Source organism: Prevotella rectalis, assembly GCF_900607215.1.
Lineage (GTDB): Bacteria > Bacteroidota > Bacteroidia > Bacteroidales > Bacteroidaceae > Prevotella > Prevotella brunnea.
Genome location: NZ_LR027820.1, coordinates 1,298,467 through 1,322,649, shown reverse-complemented (window position 1 = coordinate 1,322,649; position 24,183 = coordinate 1,298,467). Strand labels below are relative to the sequence as shown.

Sequence of the window (24,183 nt, the reverse complement as noted above, 5' to 3'; positions counted from 1 at the left end):
TAGTCGTCCCTCAAGAACTCGACTTACAACCAGCAAAAGGTATTGGATAACACCTTTGTTTCGTTAAAGTTGGAATCCACTCCTTGAATACTCCATTTTATCATAGTTCGAATAAGGCACAAAAGAAGCCGCATGGCTCTTTTGAAGTTGAATGCAGCCGCAGCGAGCATCACGTTGATGGCATCACCCAAGAGACCCTTGTAGAAGTTCCTCCCCAATCGATGATCTGCCTTGCAGTGCCCTATGACAGGCTCTATTCCTGCTCTCTTGCGGAAGAACATTTGTTTTTTCTTTTTCGTGTGTGGCGAGTCGCTTGCCTTGGGAACGCCGGGTATCATGATGTTCGTCTCTCCGCACGTTTCCTGCCCGCGATACCCTCTGTCCCCAGCGAGTCTTTTGATTTTCCTGCCATAGACCCTGCCGACCTGCTCCATTGCCTTGTCTATCGTATGACCGTCGTATTCATTGCGGAAAGATAATGCACCGACAATGAGACCATTCCACAGTCTGACAAGGGAGACTTTATTGCCGAACTCGTATTTCTTGTGGTCCTTCCCCTTGCTGATGCACAACACGTCCGGCTCATGAAGGGAGTAGATCTTGTGACCGTCCATTCTCTCGCCGTTAACAAACTTCATGCAGACCTCAATACGTTCTTGGTAAGAGTTCTCAGGGGGCAAATTCCGAACCAGCTCGCGCAACAGCCTTCCGGCGATGGTGCGCATCCGACGGTCGGCTTTCCTTACCTTGGCTGAACTGTTCTTCCTGCCACGGAAACGCTGCACAAGCTTAAGTCTCTTGATTTCCCCGGCATAGCTTTGGCGCACCTTGAGATGCTCTGCATGAGCCACGTCGCGGCAGAAACCGATGATTTTATTCAGGAGTTTCGAATCCGTGGGGAACGTGACGTTCTTCTCCTGCACGGTTGAGTCGATAAAGGCTGTCTGCTCGGTGTCGGACTTGCGTCCACGACCGTCCTTGCCGTCATTTCTGTTTTCATTCTCTTTCCGCTTGTCGTCAAGCAGCAGGTTGACCCGGATGCTCTCCTTGAGAATCAACTCCATGCCCGCCTCGCCAATGCGATGGCGGAACTCCACGAGTTCCGTCGGTACGCAAGGCTTGGCGATGGTGAAGGATTCCATTCCGCAAAAATACTGGTAGTAGGCGTTCTCCGAGAACTGTTCCACGACGCTCTCGTCCGAGACGTTGCGAATATGCTTCAGCACTATAAGACCGACCATCAGGCGGATAGGCTTGGCCATGCGTCCGTTGTCCTTACAGTACAAGGGGGCAAAGGAACGCTCAAAGGTTTCCCAATTTATCAGATTGGCAAGTTTGTACATTGGATGGGTGGGATTGAGCATGGATGCCAAGTCCCAAAACATTGATACCTGATGGGTGTTGGATGGAGATTTATACATTGTTGATTTGCAAGATTTTACCATGCAAAGATACAAAAACTTGTAGATATATACAAATAATAGAAAGGCTATTTTATTGATAATCAATAGGTTATTTACTTTTCAAGGGACGACTAAATAATTATATCATTCAGATGATTTAGTGAATTAAGATTGAGACAATAGTCTGTATAGTCCCAAATGTCTTTTAAGTCAGATTGACGACCAATCCATCCTGCTCCGTCAACAATAACAATTTGTTTAGTGTTCTGATAAGTTGAGCGAATATAGTCACGCAAGTCTTTTACACTGCGCTTAAAATCAGACTGACCACGAGAAGTGGTTATGTTAAAGCTATATTTTACATAGCAGACAATTTCGTCTGTAGCTTCGTTTTGAATAGCGTAATTAACCTGAATTTCTCTGGTGCCATTACCGACAGGATCAACCTTTGGGTTGCGAACCAGTCTGTAACATTCTTGATTGCATATTTTTTCAAGAAGATTTTCAACTTGCTTAATATTAGCCAAAGAGACATCACTATTATATTGCGTGTCAAAGTCTTTGCTTATAAGGAAGTCCAAAAAATCATCATTCTGTAAGCGTTTCATAACAGTATCGGAAATGACGAAATTACGAAGTCTGTATGAGGGGATGTTTGTGGAAAGCTCACTATTACATGGCCCCTCAACAAACAAAGTACACACTTTGTTCATCATTTCTTCATCAGAAAGCATGAACACGCGAGTGTGTTTAACATCCCATTCTGTTTTGAAATCCATCTGCCGCTGGATTCTAAACATAGAAATAACACGCTTGAATAATTCTGTGCTAACACCAAGAATTACAAGAAGATTACCTAAAGAATCCTCATAATTTCTTATATACGCTTTAAGACCATCTAATGTGTTAATGTTTTGCATCTGCTGTTTGAGAGCGGATAGTTTTTCCGCTCTCTTTTCCAGATACTTTCTGTCAACATCATTATTTATAAAGAACATTGTAATACTCTTTATAAATTCTTTATATGGAATCTTATTCATTTCTGTTTCTTATTTATTGCCGAAATCAAACGCTCTGCTAATACTTGTATCACAGGGACGCATACAGAATTGCCAAGCAAATCAAAAGCTATGGTTCTTCCTCTTTTCTTATTTTCCAAGTAGGACAAATCATAGTCTTCATAACCGAATAATCTTAGTCCTTCGTCTATTGTTAGGTGTCGCACACCATTTTCTTCAACTACACCTATTCGTTCCATATCCATAGCAACCATAGTCGGTGCAATAGAGTTGGAATCAAGGAATTGGCTAAACTCAAAACTTAGTTTGCCTGTAACGATATTGTAGCCTTTTGGCTTTGTCGTGTCTGGTTTTCTTCTTGATGCAGTATTTCCATTTCTTGAAATGACTATCTTTTTCTTTGGATGTTCGTACACCAGATAACCTTTTTCAGTTAATGACGCAAGCATCGAAGTCAAGTTTTTCTCTTTATAAAATGAGGCAATCTGCTCTTGGGTTAGAGGCATTCCGTCCATCCAATCTATGCCAATAAGCTCTGCCCATTTCTTTTTGCGGCGCTCTTTTAGCAGCAAATTAAGAAAATCTTTTTCTTGTTTTGTAACTTTGCCTTTCAACGATATATCCCAGCTATGGATGTTGTGTTCACCACCACGCTTATCTTTTATGTATTTGCCTTCAAGTTGATTAGGCGTATAAGCGGCTAATAGCTTTTTAGTAAAAGCTGAATGTTCAGCAGGTAATCCATATTCTCTCACGTTTGAAAAAGTCGTGTGAGAGGTCGGTAAGTTGTCAAAATTTATTTTACCAATTTTTTTATCAAGACCTACAATGTAAACTCTTTTTCTGGCTTGTGGAACTCCAAAATCAGAAGCATCAAGAACTTTTACATATACGTTATATCCCGCAAGTTTCAGTTTCTTTACAATGGTAGTCAATGTGCGACCGTAAGTTGCACCATCTTCAACACCACCATGTTTAACAAGCCCTTCAACGTTCTCTAATATGAATCCCTTAGGTTTGTTTCCCAAAGCCGTAGATTCGTGAATAATTCTCTCTATCTCGAAAAACAAAGTGCCTCTCGTGTCAAGAAATCCAAGTCCGTTGCCAGCTGCACTGAATGGTTGACACGGAAAACCTCCGAGGATTATATCCAAGGAGTTATTAAACATTTGAACGTTTACATCATAAATGTTATAATCTACTTTCTCGTTAGGGTATCTATGTTTTAGTGCTTCTATTGCTGCGGGCTTAATCTCCGCAGTAAGTAAGCAATTTGTCTCAATACCAAATTCTCTTGCGGCTCTTTCAAAACCAATTCTAATGCCGCTCAAACCTGCAAATAAATCTATGAAGTTTAGCATTTGTTATACTGCTTTTCTGTTATATACCGTATCCATGTGCCATTCAAGGAAGGTGGGATTTGGCTTGACTACAGCATCGTTTATCAATAGTTTCTTACTCTCAAACATTCTTGGGAACAAAGAAGAATACCCAATGTCAAACTTATGAGACTCCAAATATGAAGATATGTGGAGTTTATAATCTTTGTCTATACCAATCAATCCTTCAACATATGCTTTTGCATATACAAGATTAAGCAGAAGTCCGTTGTCTGCTCTCATGGATTCTTCTTCATTCTGTGCTGACGGAATTATGTGGCAAGCGACAAGTAATTCAGGTATTTTAATTCCAGATATTACGCAGTGTCCATTATAATTCTTATTGACTATCTTCAAGAAAGGATAGTCATTAATGTCTTTGACAAAATCTTCCCACTCGCCAATATGAGCAAGATGCAAGGCCTGTTCTGGGTTGCCTGCTTCAAGAATATTGATTCTTGCTTTAATGGCTTCTTCTCTGAGGTAAGCCAAATTACCTTCAAATTCATCCCAAATAGGCTGGCATAATTTTATGGCTCCATCAAGACCTTTAACACCACGCTCCTTTAATTTGGGATCGCAATTTGCAAAGTTAGCCAATCGCATACCAATAGAACTTGGCGTGCGACCGACAAACTGTGCAAGTTTAATTATATCTGGATTTGTTTTGTTTATTCTACCAAACTCTATTCTATGATATAAGTCCAAGGCAAGAATGAACTCGTCTCGACTCCAGACTCTTTTTGTAGTTGACCTTTCTACCATGATGCAAGCAAACGTGAAGATAAATTAAGCGTTTTCTCTTCTAACTAACTCGTCAAGTGACACACCTAAAGTGTCAGCTATTCTGGTTGCCATATCAAGGCTTGGCTGACTCCTATTTGTGCACCACTTTGAAACAGTGGCTTGACCAATGTTGAGTTGTTCAGAAAGCCACTTGTTGGATTTCTTTTTTTCTGCAAGTATGACTTTTAGTCGATTCAAATCTTCTGTCATATCGATTATTGTATTTTTGAGTTACAAATATAGTAATTTTGAATGATAATAATTTCTTCTTAGGATAATTATTTTCCTTATAAATGCAAAAAAAACAAGAACCTTACGATTCTTGCCTTTTATTTGAATAATAAAAGGTTACATCACTCCACTAACAGGTACATTTACGATGTCGTGGACTGGGAACTTTTCGCAACCGATGTAGAGGGTGTCGAAAGCGTCGGAGTCGTCGGTGCGGTGTTCGAGCAGGTTTTCTTCTGATTCGGCGAGCTTTTCGCCTGACTTGTCCTTGCGGAAGCCGTTGCGCCCTCGGCTCACTCCTGCCGACTGGATGGCAAGGATAAGGTCGGGGTTGTTGCTGCGGTTGAAGAACGGCATGAGGCGTTGTTTGCCAGCGAAGCCTTGGTTGATAAGCAGATACTTCTCATCGTGGCGCATCGGGTTGCCGAGATAGACCGCTTTTACCTGCCAGCCGTGGCGTTCAAACGGGTGGATGACTACCCAACGGAAGTCCTGCTCGTTGTTGGGAGGTTTTGTTACGACCAAGAGCAATAGTGTAGTAGTTGATGACAGTCTTATTCTAGTAGCTCTGAAAGATACGTAAGAATAGAATCCCTGACATCGTGCCGCAATAAACCATACAAGAAATACCGAGAAACTTTTTGGGGTGTAATAAAGGGTGTAAATCGCATAACTTGCTGATTTACACCCTTATTTGCGGAGAGAGAGGGATTCGAACCCCCGGTACCTCTCGGTACGACGGTTTTCAAGACCGTTGTAATCGACCACTCTACCATCTCTCCAAATGATATAGCCGATGCTTTATCATGTTCTTTTTATAAGCGGTTGCAAAGATAGATAAAATATTTGATTAAATCAAATCATACTTGATATTTTTCACTATTATCCTAAATATTTTTTAGAACTTGCCCAATACTCCTCCCACTTTTCGAGCAAAATCCCGATTATTGCCATTTTTTACGACCATATGAGAGGGTACGAGAGCGAAAAACCAAAAAGTGTATAACCAAACGAATAACCTCTCGATACATTTCGTTTTTGCTTAATCCTTTATAACTATTTGATTATCAATATATCCATTGTGTCGTTTCGTTTTGCTGTCTTAAAACGTTGAAGTAAAAACAGCAGAGAAGAGGCTGCAACGGATTATTGTCGAAGCAATGTTACCATTATCTCCGCTGCCTTTTCCGGTGCGATAGAAGTGCCCAAACGTTCGCGTACCGATTGGTAATTGTCGAGCATGGCAGTGCGTCCGGTCTGCCCCGGCAAGATTTTATAGAGTTCGTTGGCAATGTTATATACCCTGAAGCGGTCGGCGAGCAACTCTTGCACAATTTCCTTGTCGGCAATGAGATTGACCAAAGAGATGTATTTCACCTTGATGACATGGCGAAAAGCGAATCGGATTAAATGAGGAAGGGGCGTTTCATAGCATACCACTTGCGGAACGTTGAAGAGCGCGGTCTCCAATGTTGCCGTTCCACTCGTTACAAGGGCTGCTGTTGAGTGCGAAAGAATATTATATGTCTCGTTTTTCAGTATCTTCGCATTGTTGCTTCCCAAGAACTTCCGATAATACGATTCGTCTATGGATTGTGCTCCTGCCACCACTAATTGGTAGTCCTCAAAATGCTTTGCCGCCTCAAGCATAGAAGGTAGATTGTCTTTGATTTCCTGACGTCTGCTTCCTGCCAATATGGCAATAATGGGTTGGTTGGTGAGTTCGTTACGTTCGCAAAACTCTTCCTTGCTTTCCGTATATTCACTGCGAAACGTCGCCACCTCTTCCACCGTGGGATTGCCAACATAATGTATCTTGTAATTGTGTTTCTGTTCAAAGAAAGGCACTTCAAAGGGCAGGATGGAAAACAACTCCTTAATATCGCGTTTGATGGAACGGATGCGCCATTCTTTCCATGCCCAAATTTTGGGCGAGATATAATAGTAAACCGGTATCTTCGTGTGCTTCTTTACATATTTGGCAATGTTGAGGTTAAAGCCCGGATAGTCCACGAGAATTACGGCATCGGGTTGCCATTTCGCGATATCCTCTTTACATAACTTCATGTTCTTGAGGATGATAGGCAGATGCAATAGTACCGGGATAAACCCCATGTATGCCAATTCCTTGTAGTGCTTGACACACTGTCCGCCCACTTCTGACATGAGGTCGCCGCCAAGGAACCTGAATTCCGCGTTACTATCATATTTTTGTAGTGCCATCATCAGGCGGGAGGCGTGCAAATCGCCTGAGGCTTCGCCAACGATTAAGTAATATTTCATAATTCAAGTGTCTGCTTTCTTGTTATGGAAAGGATTACGAATCGAGCCGGATTTCACTCTTCCCAATCTTTCATTTTCTCCAATGTCGTATAATCGGTTACATCGATGCGAACCGGTGTTACTGCCACGTATCCGTGGTTCAGTGCCCATTGGTCAGTATCGATTTTCTCCGGCTCATCATCCCGATATTGTCCTACCATCCAAAAATATTCAAAACCTCTTGGATGTTCGCAGCGAACAACCTCATTTATCCAACTTCCATACCCCATTCTACATAGTTTTATTCCGGAGAAGGTATTTGTTTTTGGAAAGTTTACGTTCAAACATACGCCTTGTGGCAATCCGTTGTCGAGCACTCGTTTCGTAATTTTTCGCACGTAAGGACGCAATGGGGAAAGGTCGGCATGTATATCGTAGTCGCAGCTGGAGAAGGCGATGGAGGGAATGCCTTTCAAGCAACCCTCTCGGGCAATGCCCATTGTGCCACTGTAATGGTTGTTTACCGAGGAATTGTCGCCGTGATTGATACCCCCGATGATTAAGTCGGGTTTCCTGCCATCGAGCACCCGTGCTATCGCCAATTTGACGCAGTCCACAGGCGTTCCCGTGCATGACCATAACTCACATTCCGGCAGCGTGTTTCGCTTCTTCAGGAGTAGATAATCCTCTACCGAGAAAGCACATGAAAAGCCGGAGCGTGCAGCTTCCGGCGCGCAAACGACAATTTCAGCGAAGTCGGAAAGGAAAGCCACCAGCATTTTAAGACCGTTAGAATGATAACCATCATCGTTTGAGATGAGAATCAGAGGCTTCTTTGATTTCATAATTTAAGTTTTCTTTTGACTGCAAATTTACGAAAAAAGGTTTATATATAGCTTATTCTCGTATAAAATATGTATCTTTGCCGGCAAATCATGATAGGATAGAAAAACAAATGGGAAAAATAATTGCGTTGGCAAACCAAAAAGGCGGAGTGGGAAAAACTACTTCAACCATCAACCTCGCGGCTTCTTTGGCAACATTGGAAAAGAGCGTTCTCGTGGTAGATGCCGACCCACAGGCAAATGCCTCAAGTGGGTTGGGTGTTGATATAAAGGAAGTGGACTGCTCGCTCTATGAATGTATGATCAATCATGCTGACATCCGCGATGCCATCTATACCACCGATATTGAGGGGCTTGACATTGTGCCGAGCCATATCGACTTGGTGGGCGCGGAAATCGAGATGCTGAAAATAAAAGATCGCGAGAATATGGTCAGTAAGCTGTTGGCACCGATTCGCGATGACTATGATTTCATATTGATTGATTGCAGTCCTTCGTTAGGATTGATTACGGTGAATGCCCTGACTGCTGCCGATTCTGTCATTATTCCCGTGCAATGCGAATATTTCGCTTTGGAAGGCATCAGCAAGTTGTTGAATACCATTAAGATTATCAAGAGTAAACTCAACCCGAATCTCGAGATTGAGGGCTTCCTTCTCACCATGTACGACAGCAGACTCAGGTTGGCAAGGCAAATTTATGATGAGGTGAAGCGACATTTCCAAGAGTTGGTGTTCAAGACAGTCATTCAGCGCAACGTGAAACTATCAGAGAGTCCCAGCCATGGTTTACCGGTCATCCTTTACGACGCGGAATCAACGGGGGCAAAGAACCATCTCGCGCTCGCGAAAGAAATTATAGAGAAGAATAAAAAGAATTCGTTTTGAGACCAAACGAGTAATTTGAAATGTAGAAGAACAATATGGCAGTTCATAAAAAATATAATCGAAGCACAAAAACCAATGCTCTTGGCAGAGGCTTAGATGCACTGATTTCCACCGAGGCGGTCAGCACACAGGGCAGTTCAACCATCAGTGAGATAGCGTTAGACAGCATTGTACCCAATCCTGACCAACCGCGAAGAGACTTTGACCCGGAGGCTTTGCAAGAATTGGCTGACAGCATCAAAGAGTTGGGCATCGTTCAGCCCATAACGCTTCGTCAGGTGGCTGACAATAAGTTTCAGATTATTGCAGGAGAACGTCGTTGGAGAGCGTCGCAGCTTGCCGGCTTAACCGCCATCCCGGCTTACATTCGAACCATAAAGGACGAGAATGTCATGGAGCTTGCCCTCGTTGAGAACATCCAGCGCGAGGACTTGAATGCCATAGAAATTGCGCTTGCCTACGAACATCTGCTCGAAAAAAGTGGGATGACACAGGAAAAAGTGGCTGAACGTGTCAGCAAGAGCCGTGCTGCGGTGGCCAATTATCTGCGATTGCTGAAACTTCCGGCTCAGGTTCAAATGGCATTGCAAAAGAAAGATATAGACATGGGACATGCTCGTGCACTTCTTTCGCTTGATAGTCCGTCGTTGCAGCTGAAATTGTTCCGGGAAATACAAAAAAATGGTTACAGCGTGAGAAAGGTGGAGGAGCTTTGCCAACAGCTGAAGAGTGGCGAGGATATACAAACTGCCAAGAAAAAGATCGCGATAAAATCGAAATTGCCTGAAGAATTCAATATTCTCAAAAAGCGTCTCTCCGACTTCTTCGACACCAAAGTGCAGATGACGTGTAATGCCAACGGCAAAGGCAGAATCAGCATTCCATTCACTTCGGAAGAAGAGCTGGAACATATCATGGCAGTGATGGATAAAATTAAACGTTAGTTGAACGAAGAGGCAATAGATACGTGAAAAGTCTGTACAACATATCCCGCAGATGGATGTCGGTTGTCATGCTGATGTGCTTTTATATCCTTGGTATCACGGCACAAACACCGAGAAAGGATTCGCTGAAGATTATCTATCCGGAGGATTCGGTGGAAATCATGGAGGCGACTGAACCTCAATACGATGTAATGGATACTCGGCTGATGTCGTCAGATGATAAAACAAAGTTGGAAAAGACCATCGCAAAGGACAGAAAGAAGGTGTCTCGCGATTGGAAGCAGTGGCGACCCAATCCGAAACGTGCGCTATGGCTCGCTTTAGTATTGCCGGGCGCAGGACAAATTTATAATCGCAAGTACTGGAAGTTACCCATTTTCTACGGAGGTTTTGTGGGTTGCGTTTACGCCATGACATGGAACAACCAAATGTATCGCGACTATTCGCAAGCCTACATTGACATCATGGATAATGATCCCAACACGCAAAGCTATAACGACTTCCTGCATTTGGGGGCTACGGTGGACGAAAGCAATAAGGAGTATTATCAAGACGTGTTTAAAAAGCGAAAGGATATGTACCGTCGTTGGCGCGATTTGAGCATTTTCGCCACTATCGGAATTTATGCTCTGTCTGTTATCGATGCTTATGTGGATGCTTCATTGTCCGATTTTGATATTTCGGAAGATCTATCACTGCATATTGCCCCAACGATCATCAATGGCAACACTTCGACAGGACCGAATAATCCGTTTAAGAATACTGCCTTGGGGATTGGTTGCAGTCTTAGCTTTTAACATCACCTCTTCGATACAAACCATACGGTCTATAGAATGATTCTAAAGAAATACATATTTTCAGCTTTACTGTCAGCCTTGACATTCTCCGGACTGCAAGCCCAAAACCGGGTCGTAACCGACAATCATGGGAGGAAGATGGAAATATATATTCCCGAAGCCGAAGAGGAGAATAACGAAGTGGAGTATACCGACGCTAAGTTCTACGGCAGAGATTCCTATCAAAAGCCCGCTGAACAGCAGGGTAGGGAAGTGGAAACGGAATCTGATGCCATCGGAAGACAAATCAGACGCTTGTCAGGCTCAATCCCCATGTTGTACAATGACGAAGTGAAGCGACATATTGACAGATATCTGACTTATGGTCGCAGACAAACCAGCCGGTTGTTGGCACGCGCCCAGTATTACAATCATTTCTTCGAGGAAGCTCTTCGGTACTATGGGCTTCCGGCTGAATTGAAACATCTTCCCGTGATAGAGTCGGGGCTCAATCCGAATGCCATTTCACCCGTAGGAGCGGTAGGACTCTGGCAGTTCATGAGCGCGACGGGCAGGCAATACAATCTTTGTATCAATAATTATGTCGATGAACGACGCGACCCTATCAAGTCTTCTTATGCCGCCGCGCGTTTCCTTGGCGACCTTTATCGCGACTTTGGCGATTGGATGCTTGCGTTGGCTGCCTATAATTGTGGACCTACACGAGTGAGAAGCGCGATAGAAAAAGCCGGAGGCGTCTATGATTTTTGGAAAATTTACGATTACCTGCCCAAGGAGACGCGAGGATATGTGCCTGCTTTCATTGCTGCTAACTACGTAATGACGCATTTTGGGGATTATAATCTACAGCCACAGCCGATTGGCTTGCCTGAGATGCCGGGGAAAGTAATGATTACGCAAGACGTTTCATTCGCCAAACTCGCCAGTGTGTTGAACATGAACGTTGAAGACCTTAAGATATTAAATCCACAATACAAACAAGGGATTGTAAAAACCATGAATGGTAATGCCACTTTGGTGCTGCCACCGGAAAAGGTAGCGCGTTTCAACGCTTACGCTTCGCCACTCTGTCGTAACAAGCAGCAGGCTGACAATGCACAAGCGGAGATGGCAGTTTGCAATTTCAACGTCCCGATGGCGGGTAATGCTGATTCAAAGCAACGCATCGTCAATTAGAAACAATCACCTTAATTATCGTGACAGGAGGATAATATGGACAAAGAGACTGAGAAAAACAACATTGAAGCTACTGCCGAAGAAAAAATGGTAGATGAAGCTTTCCAACACTTATTGGATACTTACCTTGCCTCTCCCCACCGTAAGAAAGTGGACATCATAACCAAGGCCTTTAATTTTGCGCGCCAAGCCCACAAGGGAGTTCGACGCTTGTCGGGCGAGCCTTATATCATGCATCCCATTGCCGTGGCACAAATTGCTTGCGAGGAGGTGGGACTCGGTTCCACCAGTATCTGTTCGGCCTTGCTCCACGATGTCGTGGAAGATACGGATTACACCGTGGAAGACATTCAAAATATCTTTGGTGTCAAGATTGCGCAGATTGTGGACGGACTTACCAAGATTTCCGGTGGAATTTTCGGAGAACAGGCATCCGCACAGGCTGAGAACTTCAAGAAGTTGCTGCTCACGATGAACGATGACATAAGAGTCATTCTCATAAAAATTTGCGACCGATTGCACAATATGCGCACGCTTGCTTCGCAACCTGCCAACAAGCAATATAAAATAGCGGGGGAAACGCTCTATATCTACGCGCCACTATCGAACCGACTTGGGCTGAACAAGATAAAAACGGAACTTGAAGACCTGAGTTTTCGCTATGAACATCCCGATGCCTACAAAGCAATTGAAGCGAAGATAGCCTCGACACAGGAAAAGCGCGAAACCTTATTCGATACTTTCACCTCTCCCATTCGTGCGGAACTCGACAAGATGGGACTAAAATATGAAATCAAAGCGCGCGTGAAAAGCCCTTATTCCATTTGGAACAAGATGCAAAACAAGCACGTTACCTTTGAGGAAATTTACGATATATTGGCAGTAAGAATCATCTACACACCCAAGAATCGGCAAGACGAGGTGAACGAGTGTTTTCAAATCTACGTTGCCATCAGCAAACTCTACAAGAGCCATCCCGATCGTTTGCGCGATTGGGTGAACCATCCGAAAGCCAATGGCTATCAGGCACTCCACGTTACGTTAATGTCGAAAAACGGACAATGGATAGAGGTGCAGATTCGCTCTGACAGGATGGACGAGATTGCCGAGCAAGGATTTGCAGCACATTGGAAATACAAGGAGGGAGAGAGCGAAATAAACGAAGAAGAAGGAGAATTGAACGATTGGCTGCACACCATCAAAGAGATTTTAGATGATCCACAGCCCGATGCGATGGATTTCCTTGATGCCATTAAGCTCAATCTTTTTGCCTCCGAAATCTTCGTGTTCACCCCCAAGGGCGAAATCAAAATGTTGCCGGCCGGATGCACGGCACTTGATTTTGCGTTCCAAATTCATACTTTCCTCGGAAGTCATTGCATCGGGGCGAAAGTAAACCATAAACTGGTGCCCATCAGTCATAAGTTGCAGAGTGGCGACCAAGTGGAGATTCTTACCTCCAAGTCGCAACGCGTGGAAGAATCGTGGGTGAATTTCGTTTCCACGGCAAAAGCAAAAAGCAAGGTGCTCGCCATATTGAGAAGAGAGAATCGCGAGATACAGAAAGTGGGAGAGGAGATTTTGGAAGAATGGCTCAAAGCTCACGATTTTGAGATGACAACCTCTGTGCTCGACAAACTTTGCAGTCTGCACGGCATGCAGAAACATGCCAATCTCTTTGCTGCCATTGGCGAAAAGAACATTCGACTTGGCGATTTGGATCTTGACGAGTTGCAGGGAAAACGGAAACAGGAATCAGAAGGCTATACAGCCAAATGGAGACGATATGTTCCGTTCCTGAAAAATCAGAACAAGAGGTTCGAAAGCGGAGCGGATGACGAACTTGCAGCCAGCGTGAAAGATGGATTGATAGTGGTTGATAAACGGTTGAACAAGAAAAAACCCATTTTCATTACCGATGACAACATCAAACGATATATCTTTCCGCACTGCTGTCATCCCATTCCGGGCGATGACGTGCTGGGCTATATCGACAACAAAGGACACATAGAAATTCACAAACGGTCTTGTTTGGTGGCATCGAAACTCAAAGCCAGCTTCGGTCCGCGCATATTGGATGCTAAATGGGATATGCACAAAAAGCTATTCTTCGATGCCACCATCGAAATTCAAGGGATTGACAGGAAAGGTGTTTTGCGCGAGGTGTCTGATGTCATCTCCGAGCAACTCGGTGTGAATATAAGAAAAATCGTACTCTCCAGCGATAGTGGCATCTTCCACGGAACTATCAGTCTCCGAGTTCACGATCGGGACGATGTGAGCTACATTGTGAAAAGTCTGAAAAGAATCAACGATATGCAGAACGTGCAGGAAATCATGTAATTATCAGCTATTCAACCCAAATCGATCGTTAGGATTTTTCGGTGTCGTATGGCAGTGAGAAAATCTTTATCTTTTCCCAATGGCGTCCTAATCATCACGAAATTATATTACAAAAACCGCGCCCGAAACACACTCCGTAATCCATTGATAATCAAGAAGATATTAATTACGATTTAAAAGCTTAGCTTTTGCACCCCAATTCATGACCTTTTGCATTGTAAAAGGTAAGCTTTTACGGAACAAAAGGTAAGCTTTGAACAGACGAATGAAGAAAATTTAGGACATTATTGAACTTTTCCCATATCGCCGGGAAAGATTTTTGCGTTTTCAACGACCTTCCAAATAAAGAACATGCTTGTCTTTTGTCTTGCCCGGACAGGCAGGTGTTGATATAAGTTTATAGGGGATGGTTTTTAGTTTGTAAATTGCTGAATAACAAACATATATAAAGCCACTTTTCTAATGTCGGTCATTAGAAAAAAGGAACTAAAATAGTTTCTAATGACCGACTTGGGTCAAAAACGACAAGGGAAGTTCAACTTGAAACTCCTTGCGTGAAACCGTGTGGGGAAGGGCAACAGAATATCGGTTATTCCCCTTCCTGCTCTTGGCGGTCGTCAATGTTGTCGCCTTGTGTGGGCTTCAAGTCTTCCTCAAACTTGGTAATTCCTGCATTAATCAAGATGTCATACCACTGGAGAAGTTTCTTTATGTCGCTGTTGTGTACGCGGTCGCGATCGAAGTCGGGCAATACCTCGGCGAAATAGTTTTGCAGCTCTTGCGCCGATGCTTTGCGCCAATTAACGGAAACCTTTTTCCCCTCTTCCTTATCGCGTACCTTTGCGAGTACATCAGCCAAGGGCACATCTTCTGTATCGGTGAACATCGCGATGTCGGCAAGACTTGTAACGCGGTCGGTCGCGAATGCGGGCATGCGTTTGTGCGAGCCATCGAGAGTTTCTACTATTAAGTTTGCTTTTGCGCGGCTAACCAATTTATATAATCCCGGTTTTCCGGCAATTGAAAGAATTGTTTGTGTCATTTTTTTATTTGTTTTTGTTTATTTTGTGTAATCTGCTTTCAATTTTTCAAGGAGTTGCTTCACTTGTGCCTCTACGTCGTGCTCGCCGTCATTGAAAATCGTGTAATCGCTTCTTTTCATCACTTCGCTTTGTGGCATCTGTCGGTTAATCCATGCTTGCGCCTTCTCCCGGTCTATACCATCGCGCCACATGATACGACTTAGTCGCAGTTCTTTCGGAGCAGCTACGCATACTATTTTGTCGATGGAAACTCGATTGATGAATTCGCTCTCGAAGAGGATGGCTGATTCCAACCAGTCGTTGCCTGAATTTTCAAAGTCTAATGCGACGGCAGGATGCACGATGTCATCGACTGCCCTTGCGTTTATGGGACTGCTCAATATGAATTTAGCCAATTCTGCTTTACTCAGTTCGCCCCCGAAAAAAATGTTTTTTCCTAAGAGTGCGTTGAGTTGATGCTGGAGTTCTCGCGATGTGCGCATCAGATGCTTGGCAGCGGCATCGCAGTCGTAAACGTTGATGCCTCTTGTTTCCAAACATCGGCATACAAACGACTTCCCACTGCCGATACCCCCCGTAATGGCAATTTTCATTTTTGCTCAATTAAGTAATCTACAAAATTAACCACCGGGTGGGCGTTTCTTACTCCGTTGGGTGTTGCTTGTATGTACACGCGACATTTTTCAGACCTGTGAGTCTCCACCTCTTTATAATCCACAATCGCTCTGAACCCGGTTGGCAGCAATTGTCGCGTTTCTAAATTCTTGGGCATTTGCTTCATTCTTTGTGCTCCGATGGCAAACTTTACCTTTATCTTTCCCGGGAAGACGCGCATCACCTTGTCGGCAGGCACGTTTATTGGTTCAATGGGCACCTCTACCGTTTCCTCAGTCAAAACGTCGGGGTAGAGTTTCAGTTTCACTTTGTTGGGGATGAGTTTCGCGTTCTTCATTTTTCGCAGTTGCACGGTGAACTCTTCCTGTTCGGTAAAGTTTACAATTTCCTGTCGTTCGGTGTGTGCGGTCTGTATGCTGTCGAGAAGTTTCTTCGATGCGTAAACCGTCACGCTGTCCGGTACGATTTGCACGTTGGAAAGGAAATAGCCTTTCCCCGGTATCACCATTCCCACCATTCGAATGGGTATCTTCTTGTGTTGTCCATAATTGTAGGTGAAATCCAAATCAACTGCTTTCACAGAAACAATCTTGGTACTCATATAAAGCTGTTGGCTTAACAACTTTTGAATTTCCACCACCGGAATTTGCCCCGTATTGTTATGGCGACTGAAGGTGTTGAAATCGAAAAATAACGGTCGGAGTTCTTTTTGGAACATATAAAGCGCAATGACATATCCTTTATCGCGCACGGTTACATGGACAACGGAATCCACTTCTCCCGTAATCACCACGTTCTTAGGTATTCCGGCAAGTCGGATGCTTACTTCCAAGTCTTTCTCGTAGGTGTCGTCGAGCACGTTCGTGAGCCAAAATAATCCGCTCAAAACGAGGAAGAACAAAAAAATCAGAAACTCCTTGTTGATAAGTCTCGACAAGAAGTTCCTGATGAAGTTGAATGAATGCAATGGTTTGCCTACCATTTAACCGATATTTATTCTGAATGAGTTTTTCTATTTCCCGGTGCTTTGTTGCAGTGCTTGTGTGTCGGCGAATACATACCCTTTATCAACGGTGATGGTTACGCCACGTGCGATTTCCACGTCAATTTTGTTGGATGTCATGTCGATGCGCTTCACTGTGCCGTAGATTCCTCCTCCGGTAACAATGGAGTCGCCTTCTTTGAGCGCGTTTTGGAAAGCACGAATTTGTTTCTGCTTCTTTTGTTGTGGACGAATCATAAAGAGCCACATGATGACAAAGATGGCTACCATCATTAATATCATGGGGAGTGGGCTTTGGCTTCCGCCTGCGGACTGTGCCGCCAATAAAATAGCTGTATTCATTTTTATTATCTTTGATTATTTCGTTGGTTTAATTTCTTTTCTGCCCTTGAGCGTAATGGGAAGAAAATTTATTTTCCACCTTGTGCATGTTTTCCTTTTGGTTCGGGCATCTGCTTTAACAGTATTCCCGCATTGATGAGATACCGGGCGATGGCATCAAGCATACCATTAATATATCCTCCACTGCGAGGTGTGCTATAAAGTTTTGCCAATTCTACGTATTCGTTGATGGTTACACTTATCGGCACGTTGGGGAAAGTGAGCATCTCGGCAATGGCTATTTGCATGATGACCACATCCATATAAGCCAATCGGGAGAAATCCCAGTTGCGACTTGTCTCGCTCATGTATCGCTGGTAGGTATCTGCATTGAGTATGGTAGCACGGAACAGCTTCACGGCAAATTCGCGATCTTCCTCATTTTTGTATTCCGGTAGCAGTTCCTGCTCGCTCTTCTTGTCGGGGTCGAACCGTTTGATGGTTTTGATGACAAAGGTATCAACAATCTCCTTGTCATCGTTCCAATAAAGGCTTTTCTCTTCTAACACGGTGTCGAGGTCTTGGTTTTCTTGAATGAGCGCGCGATAGATTTTGCGCCATACCTCTCGATCGACATCGTATGAGTCTTCTTCGCTTGCCATGTATTCTTGATAAATGACGCTTTGCTCAATTTGGTCGCACAGTTTCCGAACCGCTTCCATATTGTCCTGCCATTGGTGCTGTTGGCCTTCCATATATTGAATCAGCTGCTTATTTTCTTCCAGCTGCACGGCGAACTTGTTGTAAGCAAATCGTTGTGATGGTTCGGGAGCGCCTTCTCGTTTGGCACGGTTTGTCAGGATTTCCATGCGATGCCGCTCTTCCTGCGTGATGGCTACAATGAGGGATAAGAGATGATTGTAAAGTCCGTATGATTTTGACAAACTGAAGAGCAACTCTTTTTCTGCCTTGTCAATATTGCGATCGCCATTCTGATAATAAGCATAGGTTAGCTGGACAACTTTTATTCGAATTAAATCTCTATTTATCATTGCAAGTTCTGAAGTTGTGTTTCTGTTGATTTCTTTAATTGTGCAAATGTAGGAAAAATCCGCGTGTTATGCAAGAGAATGACTGTTTTTCTTAATTTTTGGTGAAATTACTTGTTTTCGCCACTAAATATTTGTACCTTTGCACCGCTTTTTACAAATTGAGAATGACGATGAAGAGATGGCTTTATGCTCGCTCGTTATTGACTCAACGTGTGATGGCGAATTAATTTTTTTAATTTAGAGTAACACAAGCAAAATGAAAGAAATCAAAATCTCGGGCGAGAAGCGCGCCTCAGTAGGTAAAAAGGCTTCTAAAGAGCTTCGCAAGGAAGGACTTATTCCATGTAATCTTTACGGTGAGACAAAAGAGAATGGAAAGCCGGTGGCTGTCTCTTTCTCTTCACCAATGTCGGAACTTCGCAAGTTGATTTTCACTCCGCACATATATGTGGTAGAGTTGATGATTGGTGGCGAGCGTCATACTGCCATCTTAAGGGAAATTCAGTTCCATCCGGTAACAGATGCCGTTCTTCACGTGGATTTTTATGAGATAAACGACACGAAACCTATTGTTATGGGGGTGCCTGTTAAATTGCAAGGACTTGCACAGGGTGTACGCGATGGTGGTCGCATGAACCTTTCTATTCGTAAGATAAATGTTAAAGCTCCCTATCAGCAGATTCCGGAACATCTCGACATTGATGTTACAGGACTTCGTTTGGGCAAGAGTATTAAAGTGGGGGATTTGAGCTTCGAGAATCTTGAGCTTGTAACCTCTAAGGATGTTGTGGTTTGCTCGGTTAAGGCTACACGTAATGCCGTAGAGTCTTCAACTGACGCTGAGGAGACTGAAGGAACGGAAGAAACTGCCGAGAGCACGGAAACACCGGCAGCTGAATAATCCGGTCATCCTAAATCAATAATAAGATTTGAAAGTTGGATAAGTATTTGATCTGTGGCTTGGGGAACCCCGGACAAGAATACGAGGGAACTCGCCACAACACAGGTTTTATGGTATTGGACGCTTTTGCTAAGGCGTCCAATATTGTTTTTGAAGACAAACGCTACGGCTTTGTGGCAGAGACTTCGCTAAAAGGGAGAAAGGTAATCCTTCTTAAACCCACTACATTCATGAATCTCTCCGGAAATGCTGTGCGCTATTGGCTTAACAACGAGCATATAGATGAGAGCCGGTTGCTTGTCGTTTCAGACGATGTGGCACTTCCTTTGGGAGCTTTTCGATTGAAGGGAAGTGGTTCCAATGGTGGGCATAATGGGCTTGGACATATACAGCAGCTCATTGGTCAGAACTATGCGAGGCTGCGCATGGGCATTGGTAATGATTATCCTCGTGGACGACAAGTGGAATGGGTGCTCGGAAAATATTCTGAAGCCGATTTGGAATTGCTGCAACCCGGCATCAATATTGCCGTGGATATCATTAAGAGCTTTGTGCTTGCGGGCATCGACATTACGATGAATCAATACAACAAATTGGGGAAAATATCATGAACGATGTTGCAAGAATAGATAAATGGCTTTGGGCTGCCCGCATCTTTAAAACACGTGGCATGGCTGCTGATGCTTGCAAAAACGGGCGGGTAACGATAAACGGAATACCTCTTAAGCCCTCTCGAACCATTAAGGTGGGAGAGATTGTGAGTGTGAAGAAACCGCCCGTAACTTATTCTTTCGAAGTGCTGAAAGCCATAGAACAGCGCGTTGGCGCAAAGCTCCTTCCGGAAGTTTACAAGAACGTTACCGACCCGAAACAATACGAATTGCTGGAAATGAGTCGCATTAGCGGATTTGTGGATAGAGCGCGTGGCACCGGCAGACCAACAAAGAAAGACCGCCGGCAGTTGGATGCGTTTGTGGAGCCTGCCATGTTTGGCTTTGATGATTTTGAAGATGAAGAAGAATAATCAAGAATAATATATTTATGGTAAACCTTGCTATCTTTGTTTCCGGAAGTGGTACGAATTGTGAGAACATCATTCGCTATTTTCATAACCATCCTAAAGTAACCATCTCGCTGGTCGTAAGCAATAAAGCAGATGCTTATGCCCTTGTCAGGGCACAAAAGTTGAATGTGAAGTCCGTTGTTCTTCGGAAGTCAGAGTTTAATGATCGTGAGCGTGTACTTGGCATTATGAAGGAAAATCACATCGATTTTATTGTTTTGGCGGGCTTTCTGCTAATGATTCCCGATTGGCTGATAGCGGCCTACGACCACAGGATGATAAATCTCCATCCTGCGCTTCTTCCAAAGTTCGGCGGACTTGGGATGTATGGTCATCATGTTCATGAAGCTGTCAAGGAAGCCGAAGAAGTGGAGACCGGAATGACGGTACATTGGGTGAGCAATGTTTGCGACGATGGAGAGATTATCGCTCAGTATAAGACAGCTCTTTTGCCTTCAGATTCACCGGATGATATCGCTGAGAAAGAGCATCAACTCGAAATGAAGCATTTCCCACAGATTATTGAAGAGACATTGGTAAAAGAAAGGCTCATCGAATAATACCGAAAAAAACCAAAAACTATTTCAAGAAAGCGAAAAAGACAGCTGCCACGAGGCAGGCGAAAGCAACCAAATGATTCCAATGCAAACTTTCGCCGTTGAAGAAAACAACGGTGAAGAGCATAAAGACAATAAGTGATATGACCTCTTGAATGACTTTTAACTCTACCAATGAAAAACTTCCGCCATTGCCGGTGTAACCTATCCTGTTGGCAGGCACTTGGCAAGTGTACTCCGCCAATGCCAACAACCAGCTCAACAAAATGACGATATACAAGGGAGTGGCATCGGTTATCACTTTCATTTGCTGGAGTTTGATGTGTCCGTACCAAGCAAAGGTCATGAAAATGTTTGACACCATCAGCAGTCCAACTGTGTAAAGTCCGTTCATTTGTTTTTTTCTGTTTCTCGTTTCCATGGCAAAATTAAATAAAAACATCCGAATGGGCAAAGAAACAAACGGTATATATGTTTTTTAATGGTGATTGGCTGCGTGAGTTTGCTTTGCCTTAATGATGCACAAGTCAAAGCATAGCCGTGCAATGGTAGTGAATGATATGAAAAATTATGTAAAAAGTAATCGCATCATCCGTTGAAATAATATGAAAAACATTATATTTGCATCTGAATTATAGAAGAATTCATGAATCAAAAAATTATTATCCCCCACAATTTTAAGGAAAGTTTGGCAGAGGCTATTGCCGAATGTGAACACGATCGTATTTTCGTTCTGACCGATGAAAAAACAATGGAACTCTGTTGGAAACGAATAGACGACTATTTGAGCGTGAAAGATGCGCAAGTCATTACCATTCCTTGTGGCGATGGAAACAAAACCTTGAAGACGTTGCTCCACGTTTGGACGAGATTACAAGTGGGTAAAGCCACTCGTCATTCGTTGCTTATCAATCTTGGTGGAGGCATGGTAACAGATTTGGGCGGTTTCGCGGCATCCACTTTCAAGCGTGGCATTGATTTCATCAATATTCCCACCACACTGCTTGGTATGATTGACGCAAGTGTTGGCGGGAAAACAGGGATTAACTTCGGAGGGGTGAAGAACGAAATAGGGGCTTTCAATGAAGCACGATTTGTCATTGCGGATACAAAATGGCTCGAAACGCTTGATATGCCGAATTTGCTGAGTGGCTATGCGGAGATGCTCAAACACGGACTTATCTCTGATGATACGTCGTGGGCACGACTCTTGGCTTTCGATTTTGATGCACTTGATTTGGAATTGCTTTCCGGAATGGTATCAGATAACGTGAAGGTGAAAACGAATATCGTGGAGGCCGATCCTTACGAGCAAGGTATGCGCAAAGCATTGAATTTCGGGCACACTTTCGGTCATGCTTTTGAGGCTTTGGCAATGTATCGTCAGCCACTACTTCATGGTTATGCTGTCGCGTTCGGAATTGTTTGCGAGCTTTATCTGTCCGTGATAAAGCAGGGATTTCCGGTTGATAAAATGCGCAAAACCTTTCGCTTCATAAGGGAAAATTATGGAATGCCGGATTTCGCTTGTACGGACTATGATGAATTGATAGAGTTGATGCGACACGACAAGAAGAATCGTGGCGATGATATTTGCCTCACATTGCTTGGCGATATTGGGAAAGTCCAATTGGACAGCATCGCAACCGAAGAAGATATAAAAGAAACACTTGATTTTTTAAGGGAAGGATAGTTTGACAGATAACAGAAAAACTTTTACTCTTTCTTTTGTATAAGGTTTCACGTAACTTTTCAGAAATAACATTTTCTTTGTTTATCACTTGCTTTTGACATTATACCATAATGTAGAAAGTTATATTGCTGTCCGCTAAAACTTTTTTTGAGCATAAAAAATTAGGACCGGATTCCTCGCTTGGATTCAGCCCCTTTTGTTACCTTTGTTTCTTGTTAATATAAATTCGGCGTAATGGACATTTGGCAGGCTGAAAGGCTCCAAATGTCCATTACGCCTGAATTACACACTTTTAAGGACACTACCAACATTCGATCCGCCCATCACCACGAAATTATATTACAAAAACTGCGTCCGAGACACGCTTCGTAATCCACTGATAATCAAGATGATATTAATTGCGATTTAAAAGCTTGGCTTTTGCATTGCAATTCATGACCTTTTGCATTGCAATAGGTAAGCTTTTAGATTGCAAAAGCTAAGCTTTGGATGGATGAATGAGGAATAATTGTCTTTTCCTGAATTCACTTGTCAGATCTGACGATGTTTTTCTGTTTTACTTGTCAAATATTTTCTTATTTACTGAATGACTTGACATTAACATTATATAGTTTAAATTTGAAGTCAGTGCACTTGCATAAAAGAAGATGGACAACACCTAAGTTCCGTCATATTTTCGGCAAGGTCTTAGGGGGCTCGATGCCCCCTGGGACCTTTGGTGAAGATGGCATAAGACCGTCGTTCGCCATATTTTCGGCGTTCCAAAGATACGTTATATTTTTCTTTTTTGCAAGCATTTATCTCTTTTTCCAAAGATTTCTCCCGGGCTGTTCGCCTCTATAGACATCCATCGGACATTTCATTCCTATGCTCATATGCGGTCGTCTGTTGTTGTAGAAGGCTATTGCCTTGGAGATTTCCATATTGGCCTGGTCATAATCTCGGTACATCTCCTGCTGGTAAATCCACTCAACCTTAAAGGTTCCATTCGTCCTTTCCGCCACAGGATTGTCCGTAGGATTGTACCGTTCTGTCATACTAACCCTGATATGGTGGCACATAAGAGTTTCAACATATAGGTGGCAGGCATATTGCGAACCCCTGTCAGAGTGGTGTATCGTTCCGCAGAGGTTGCCTCCTCCGGCTGCCTTAACTGCCATTAGCAATGCCTCCTTCGTATTTATAGCCTCCATGGTTTCGGATAAACACCAGGCTATGACAGCATGTGAGTAAACATCTGTAATGAGATGGAGGTACAGGACGTTGCCGTAAATCCAAACGTAGGTTATGTCGGCTGCCCAAATGTGGTTAGCATACATTGCCGTAACACCTTGTACAAGATTAGGATACTTCCTATAAGGATGATTGGAGTCCGTTGTACGTCTTCGCTTGTTCTTGGGAAGCATAAGTCCTTCTGAAGCAAGTAGTTTTAAGAAGGAGTCGCGACCATGAGTAACATCTTCACCTAGCTCCGACTTGAGGAGGACGTGCAGTTTCACACCGCCTATCCCGGGACAGCAGGCACGATAGTAGAGTACATTGTCAACTATCAGTTTACGCCTTTGCCGCTCAGAAATCACAAGCTTGCTGCTTGCGTAATACCACTGGCGTTTCTTGCCAAACAGCCCACAGAGGAATTCCACGGATACACCGGGAAACTCCTCACGCAGCGCCGTTACTGTTTGGCACCATCTTTTTTTAAGATGCTGATACCCTCCTCGGATTCGGCTATCTCTATGAGTTTCTCATAGGCACGGCTGCGCATCTTCTCCAAAGACAATGCGTGTTGGAGGTTCACTATCTTCTGGCGCAATATCTCATTGTCTGTCAAATTCGTTTCTTTATGAGCCATACGATACCTCT

General features: G+C 43.6%; 25 protein-coding genes, 1 tRNA gene and 1 pseudogene. 10 read left to right on the top strand and 17 right to left on the bottom strand.

The genetic code is table 11. The annotated features are described in order from the left end of the window. Positions 1–23: 23 nt before the first annotated feature. From E0E16_RS06750 to surE, 9 genes are all read right to left on the bottom strand, one after another. Positions 24–1,421, bottom strand: a complete 1,398-nt coding sequence (locus E0E16_RS06750) for an IS5 family transposase (RefSeq protein WP_130829655.1) — start codon at positions 1,419–1,421, stop codon at positions 24–26. A gap of 113 nt (positions 1,422–1,534) precedes the next feature. Beyond that, complete coding sequence (locus E0E16_RS06745; RefSeq protein WP_130829654.1) at positions 1,535–2,443, bottom strand: DpnII family type II restriction endonuclease; 909 nt, start codon at positions 2,441–2,443, stop codon at positions 1,535–1,537. Next, complete coding sequence (dcm, locus tag E0E16_RS06740; protein ID WP_130829653.1) at positions 2,440–3,783, bottom strand: DNA (cytosine-5-)-methyltransferase; 1,344 nt, start codon at positions 3,781–3,783, stop codon at positions 2,440–2,442. Before dcm ends, E0E16_RS06745 begins: the two co-directional genes overlap by 4 nt. Before the next feature lie 3 nt (positions 3,784–3,786). Continuing rightward, positions 3,787–4,566, bottom strand: a complete 780-nt coding sequence (locus E0E16_RS06735; RefSeq protein ID WP_130829652.1) for an HNH endonuclease — start codon at positions 4,564–4,566, stop codon at positions 3,787–3,789. A gap of 24 nt (positions 4,567–4,590) precedes the next feature. Further along, positions 4,591–4,797, bottom strand: coding sequence for a helix-turn-helix transcriptional regulator (locus E0E16_RS06730; RefSeq protein WP_060941493.1), 207 nt, complete (start codon positions 4,795–4,797; stop codon positions 4,591–4,593). A gap of 138 nt (positions 4,798–4,935) precedes the next feature. Further along, complete coding sequence (locus tag E0E16_RS06725) at positions 4,936–5,349, bottom strand: hypothetical protein (RefSeq protein WP_255418125.1); 414 nt, start codon at positions 5,347–5,349, stop codon at positions 4,936–4,938. A gap of 166 nt (positions 5,350–5,515) precedes the next feature. Beyond that, positions 5,516–5,600, bottom strand: a tRNA-Ser gene (locus E0E16_RS06720). Between the two features lie 364 nt (positions 5,601–5,964). Next, entirely contained in the window at positions 5,965–7,101 is a 1,137-nt protein-coding gene (gene lpxB / locus E0E16_RS06715) for a lipid-A-disaccharide synthase (protein WP_130829651.1), read from the bottom strand. A gap of 53 nt (positions 7,102–7,154) precedes the next feature. Then, on the bottom strand, positions 7,155–7,925 hold the full coding sequence (gene surE / locus E0E16_RS06710) for a 5'/3'-nucleotidase SurE (RefSeq protein ID WP_130829650.1): 771 nt from the start codon (positions 7,923–7,925) through the stop codon (positions 7,155–7,157). Positions 7,926–8,035: 110 nt separating this feature from the next. Here surE and E0E16_RS06705 point away from each other — a divergent pair, with 110 nt between their 5' ends. The 5 genes from E0E16_RS06705 to E0E16_RS06685 are packed head-to-tail and all read left to right on the top strand — an operon-like array spanning position 8,036 to position 14,072. After that, entirely contained in the window at positions 8,036–8,812 is a 777-nt protein-coding gene (locus tag E0E16_RS06705) for a ParA family protein (protein WP_130829649.1), read from the top strand. 35 nt (positions 8,813–8,847) lie between these two features. After that, positions 8,848–9,756: a ParB/RepB/Spo0J family partition protein gene (locus E0E16_RS06700; RefSeq protein WP_130829648.1), complete on the top strand. Its 909-nt coding sequence runs from the start codon at positions 8,848–8,850 to the stop codon at positions 9,754–9,756. Between the two features lie 56 nt (positions 9,757–9,812). Then, positions 9,813–10,553 (top strand): DUF5683 domain-containing protein, encoded by a 741-nt coding sequence (locus E0E16_RS06695; RefSeq protein ID WP_181951333.1) that lies wholly within the window; start codon positions 9,813–9,815, stop codon positions 10,551–10,553. Positions 10,554–10,589: 36 nt separating this feature from the next. Next, complete coding sequence (locus E0E16_RS06690; protein WP_130829647.1) at positions 10,590–11,729, top strand: lytic transglycosylase domain-containing protein; 1,140 nt, start codon at positions 10,590–10,592, stop codon at positions 11,727–11,729. Positions 11,730–11,765: 36 nt separating this feature from the next. Next, positions 11,766–14,072, top strand: coding sequence for a RelA/SpoT family protein (locus E0E16_RS06685; RefSeq protein ID WP_130829646.1), 2,307 nt, complete (start codon positions 11,766–11,768; stop codon positions 14,070–14,072). A 589-nt stretch (positions 14,073–14,661) separates the two neighbouring features. On the opposite strand, the gene E0E16_RS06680 is transcribed toward E0E16_RS06685, so the two are convergent. The 5 genes from E0E16_RS06680 to nusB all read right to left on the bottom strand — a co-directional run bounded on the left by E0E16_RS06680 (position 14,662) and on the right by nusB (position 18,106). Then, entirely contained in the window at positions 14,662–15,114 is a 453-nt protein-coding gene (locus tag E0E16_RS06680) for a DUF5606 family protein (RefSeq protein WP_130829645.1), read from the bottom strand. 18 nt (positions 15,115–15,132) lie between these two features. Next, positions 15,133–15,708 (bottom strand): dephospho-CoA kinase, encoded by a 576-nt coding sequence (gene coaE, locus E0E16_RS06675; protein ID WP_130829644.1) that lies wholly within the window; start codon positions 15,706–15,708, stop codon positions 15,133–15,135. Further along, the gene (locus tag E0E16_RS06670) at positions 15,705–16,712 is read right to left on the bottom strand and encodes a CdaR family protein (protein WP_130829643.1); all 1,008 of its coding nucleotides are present in this window, start codon (positions 16,710–16,712) and stop codon (positions 15,705–15,707) included. Before E0E16_RS06670 ends, coaE begins: the two co-directional genes overlap by 4 nt. Positions 16,713–16,742: 30 nt before the next feature. Then, positions 16,743–17,075 carry a preprotein translocase subunit YajC gene (gene yajC, locus E0E16_RS06665; RefSeq protein ID WP_130829642.1) on the bottom strand — a complete coding sequence of 111 codons (333 nt, stop codon included), beginning with the start codon at positions 17,073–17,075 and terminating at the stop codon, positions 16,743–16,745. Between the two features lie 68 nt (positions 17,076–17,143). Then, complete coding sequence (nusB, locus tag E0E16_RS06660; protein WP_130829641.1) at positions 17,144–18,106, bottom strand: transcription antitermination factor NusB; 963 nt, start codon at positions 18,104–18,106, stop codon at positions 17,144–17,146. 256 nt (positions 18,107–18,362) lie between these two features. Here nusB and E0E16_RS06655 point away from each other — a divergent pair, with 256 nt between their 5' ends. From E0E16_RS06655 to purN, 4 genes are read left to right on the top strand one after another with little or no spacing between them, the layout of a single operon-like run. Next, positions 18,363–19,007 (top strand): 50S ribosomal protein L25/general stress protein Ctc, encoded by a 645-nt coding sequence (locus E0E16_RS06655; protein WP_130829640.1) that lies wholly within the window; start codon positions 18,363–18,365, stop codon positions 19,005–19,007. 35 nt (positions 19,008–19,042) lie between these two features. Further along, the gene (gene pth / locus E0E16_RS06650) at positions 19,043–19,618 is read left to right on the top strand and encodes an aminoacyl-tRNA hydrolase (RefSeq protein ID WP_130829639.1); all 576 of its coding nucleotides are present in this window, start codon (positions 19,043–19,045) and stop codon (positions 19,616–19,618) included. Further along, positions 19,615–20,031, top strand: coding sequence for an RNA-binding S4 domain-containing protein (locus E0E16_RS06645; protein ID WP_130829638.1), 417 nt, complete (start codon positions 19,615–19,617; stop codon positions 20,029–20,031). The genes pth and E0E16_RS06645 overlap by 4 nt, the downstream gene beginning before the upstream one ends. Before the next feature lie 17 nt (positions 20,032–20,048). After that, on the top strand, positions 20,049–20,630 hold the full coding sequence (gene purN / locus E0E16_RS06640; RefSeq protein ID WP_130829637.1) for a phosphoribosylglycinamide formyltransferase: 582 nt from the start codon (positions 20,049–20,051) through the stop codon (positions 20,628–20,630). 19 nt (positions 20,631–20,649) lie between these two features. On the opposite strand, the gene E0E16_RS06635 is transcribed toward purN, so the two are convergent. Continuing rightward, positions 20,650–21,021 (bottom strand): DMT family protein, encoded by a 372-nt coding sequence (locus E0E16_RS06635; protein WP_130829636.1) that lies wholly within the window; start codon positions 21,019–21,021, stop codon positions 20,650–20,652. Positions 21,022–21,273: 252 nt separating this feature from the next. On the opposite strand from E0E16_RS06635, the gene aroB reads away from it, so the two are divergent. Then, on the top strand, positions 21,274–22,320 hold the full coding sequence (gene aroB / locus E0E16_RS06630; protein ID WP_130829635.1) for a 3-dehydroquinate synthase: 1,047 nt from the start codon (positions 21,274–21,276) through the stop codon (positions 22,318–22,320). A 797-nt stretch (positions 22,321–23,117) separates the two neighbouring features. On the opposite strand, the gene E0E16_RS06625 is transcribed toward aroB, so the two are convergent. Both E0E16_RS06625 and E0E16_RS13935 read right to left on the bottom strand, forming a co-directional pair. Continuing rightward, a complete protein-coding gene (locus E0E16_RS06625) occupies positions 23,118–23,963 on the bottom strand; it encodes an IS3 family transposase (protein ID WP_255418124.1) in 846 nt (281 codons plus the stop codon). 32 nt (positions 23,964–23,995) lie between these two features. After that, positions 23,996–24,183, bottom strand: a pseudogene (locus E0E16_RS13935) (hypothetical protein); the annotation flags it as partial.

Bases quoted from the DNA above. Each gene is read 5' to 3' on its own strand.
- E0E16_RS06750 (WP_130829655.1), bottom strand. From the start codon at position 1,421: ATGTATAAATCTCCATCCAACACCCATCAGGTATCAATGTTTTGGGAC.
- E0E16_RS06745 (WP_130829654.1), bottom strand. From the start codon at position 2,443: ATGAATAAGATTCCATATAAAGAATTTATAAAGAGTATTACAATGTTC.
- dcm (WP_130829653.1), bottom strand. From the start codon at position 3,783: ATGCTAAACTTCATAGATTTATTTGCAGGTTTGAGCGGCATTAGAATT.
- E0E16_RS06735 (WP_130829652.1), bottom strand. From the start codon at position 4,566: ATGGTAGAAAGGTCAACTACAAAAAGAGTCTGGAGTCGAGACGAGTTC.
- E0E16_RS06730 (WP_060941493.1), bottom strand. From the start codon at position 4,797: ATGACAGAAGATTTGAATCGACTAAAAGTCATACTTGCAGAAAAAAAG.
- lpxB (WP_130829651.1), bottom strand. From the start codon at position 7,101: ATGAAATATTACTTAATCGTTGGCGAAGCCTCAGGCGATTTGCACGCC.
- surE (WP_130829650.1), bottom strand. From the start codon at position 7,925: ATGAAATCAAAGAAGCCTCTGATTCTCATCTCAAACGATGATGGTTAT.
- E0E16_RS06705 (WP_130829649.1), top strand. From the start codon at position 8,036: ATGGGAAAAATAATTGCGTTGGCAAACCAAAAAGGCGGAGTGGGAAAA.
- E0E16_RS06700 (WP_130829648.1), top strand. From the start codon at position 8,848: ATGGCAGTTCATAAAAAATATAATCGAAGCACAAAAACCAATGCTCTT.
- E0E16_RS06695 (WP_181951333.1), top strand. From the start codon at position 9,813: ATGTCGGTTGTCATGCTGATGTGCTTTTATATCCTTGGTATCACGGCA.
- E0E16_RS06690 (WP_130829647.1), top strand. From the start codon at position 10,590: ATGATTCTAAAGAAATACATATTTTCAGCTTTACTGTCAGCCTTGACA.
- E0E16_RS06685 (WP_130829646.1), top strand. From the start codon at position 11,766: ATGGACAAAGAGACTGAGAAAAACAACATTGAAGCTACTGCCGAAGAA.
- E0E16_RS06680 (WP_130829645.1), bottom strand. From the start codon at position 15,114: ATGACACAAACAATTCTTTCAATTGCCGGAAAACCGGGATTATATAAA.
- coaE (WP_130829644.1), bottom strand. From the start codon at position 15,708: ATGAAAATTGCCATTACGGGGGGTATCGGCAGTGGGAAGTCGTTTGTA.
- E0E16_RS06670 (WP_130829643.1), bottom strand. From the start codon at position 16,712: ATGGTAGGCAAACCATTGCATTCATTCAACTTCATCAGGAACTTCTTG.
- yajC (WP_130829642.1), bottom strand. From the start codon at position 17,075: ATGAATACAGCTATTTTATTGGCGGCACAGTCCGCAGGCGGAAGCCAA.
- nusB (WP_130829641.1), bottom strand. From the start codon at position 18,106: ATGATAAATAGAGATTTAATTCGAATAAAAGTTGTCCAGCTAACCTAT.
- E0E16_RS06655 (WP_130829640.1), top strand. From the start codon at position 18,363: ATGAAAGAAATCAAAATCTCGGGCGAGAAGCGCGCCTCAGTAGGTAAA.
- E0E16_RS06645 (WP_130829638.1), top strand. From the start codon at position 19,615: ATGAACGATGTTGCAAGAATAGATAAATGGCTTTGGGCTGCCCGCATC.
- purN (WP_130829637.1), top strand. From the start codon at position 20,049: ATGGTAAACCTTGCTATCTTTGTTTCCGGAAGTGGTACGAATTGTGAG.
- E0E16_RS06635 (WP_130829636.1), bottom strand. From the start codon at position 21,021: ATGAACGGACTTTACACAGTTGGACTGCTGATGGTGTCAAACATTTTC.
- aroB (WP_130829635.1), top strand. From the start codon at position 21,274: ATGAATCAAAAAATTATTATCCCCCACAATTTTAAGGAAAGTTTGGCA.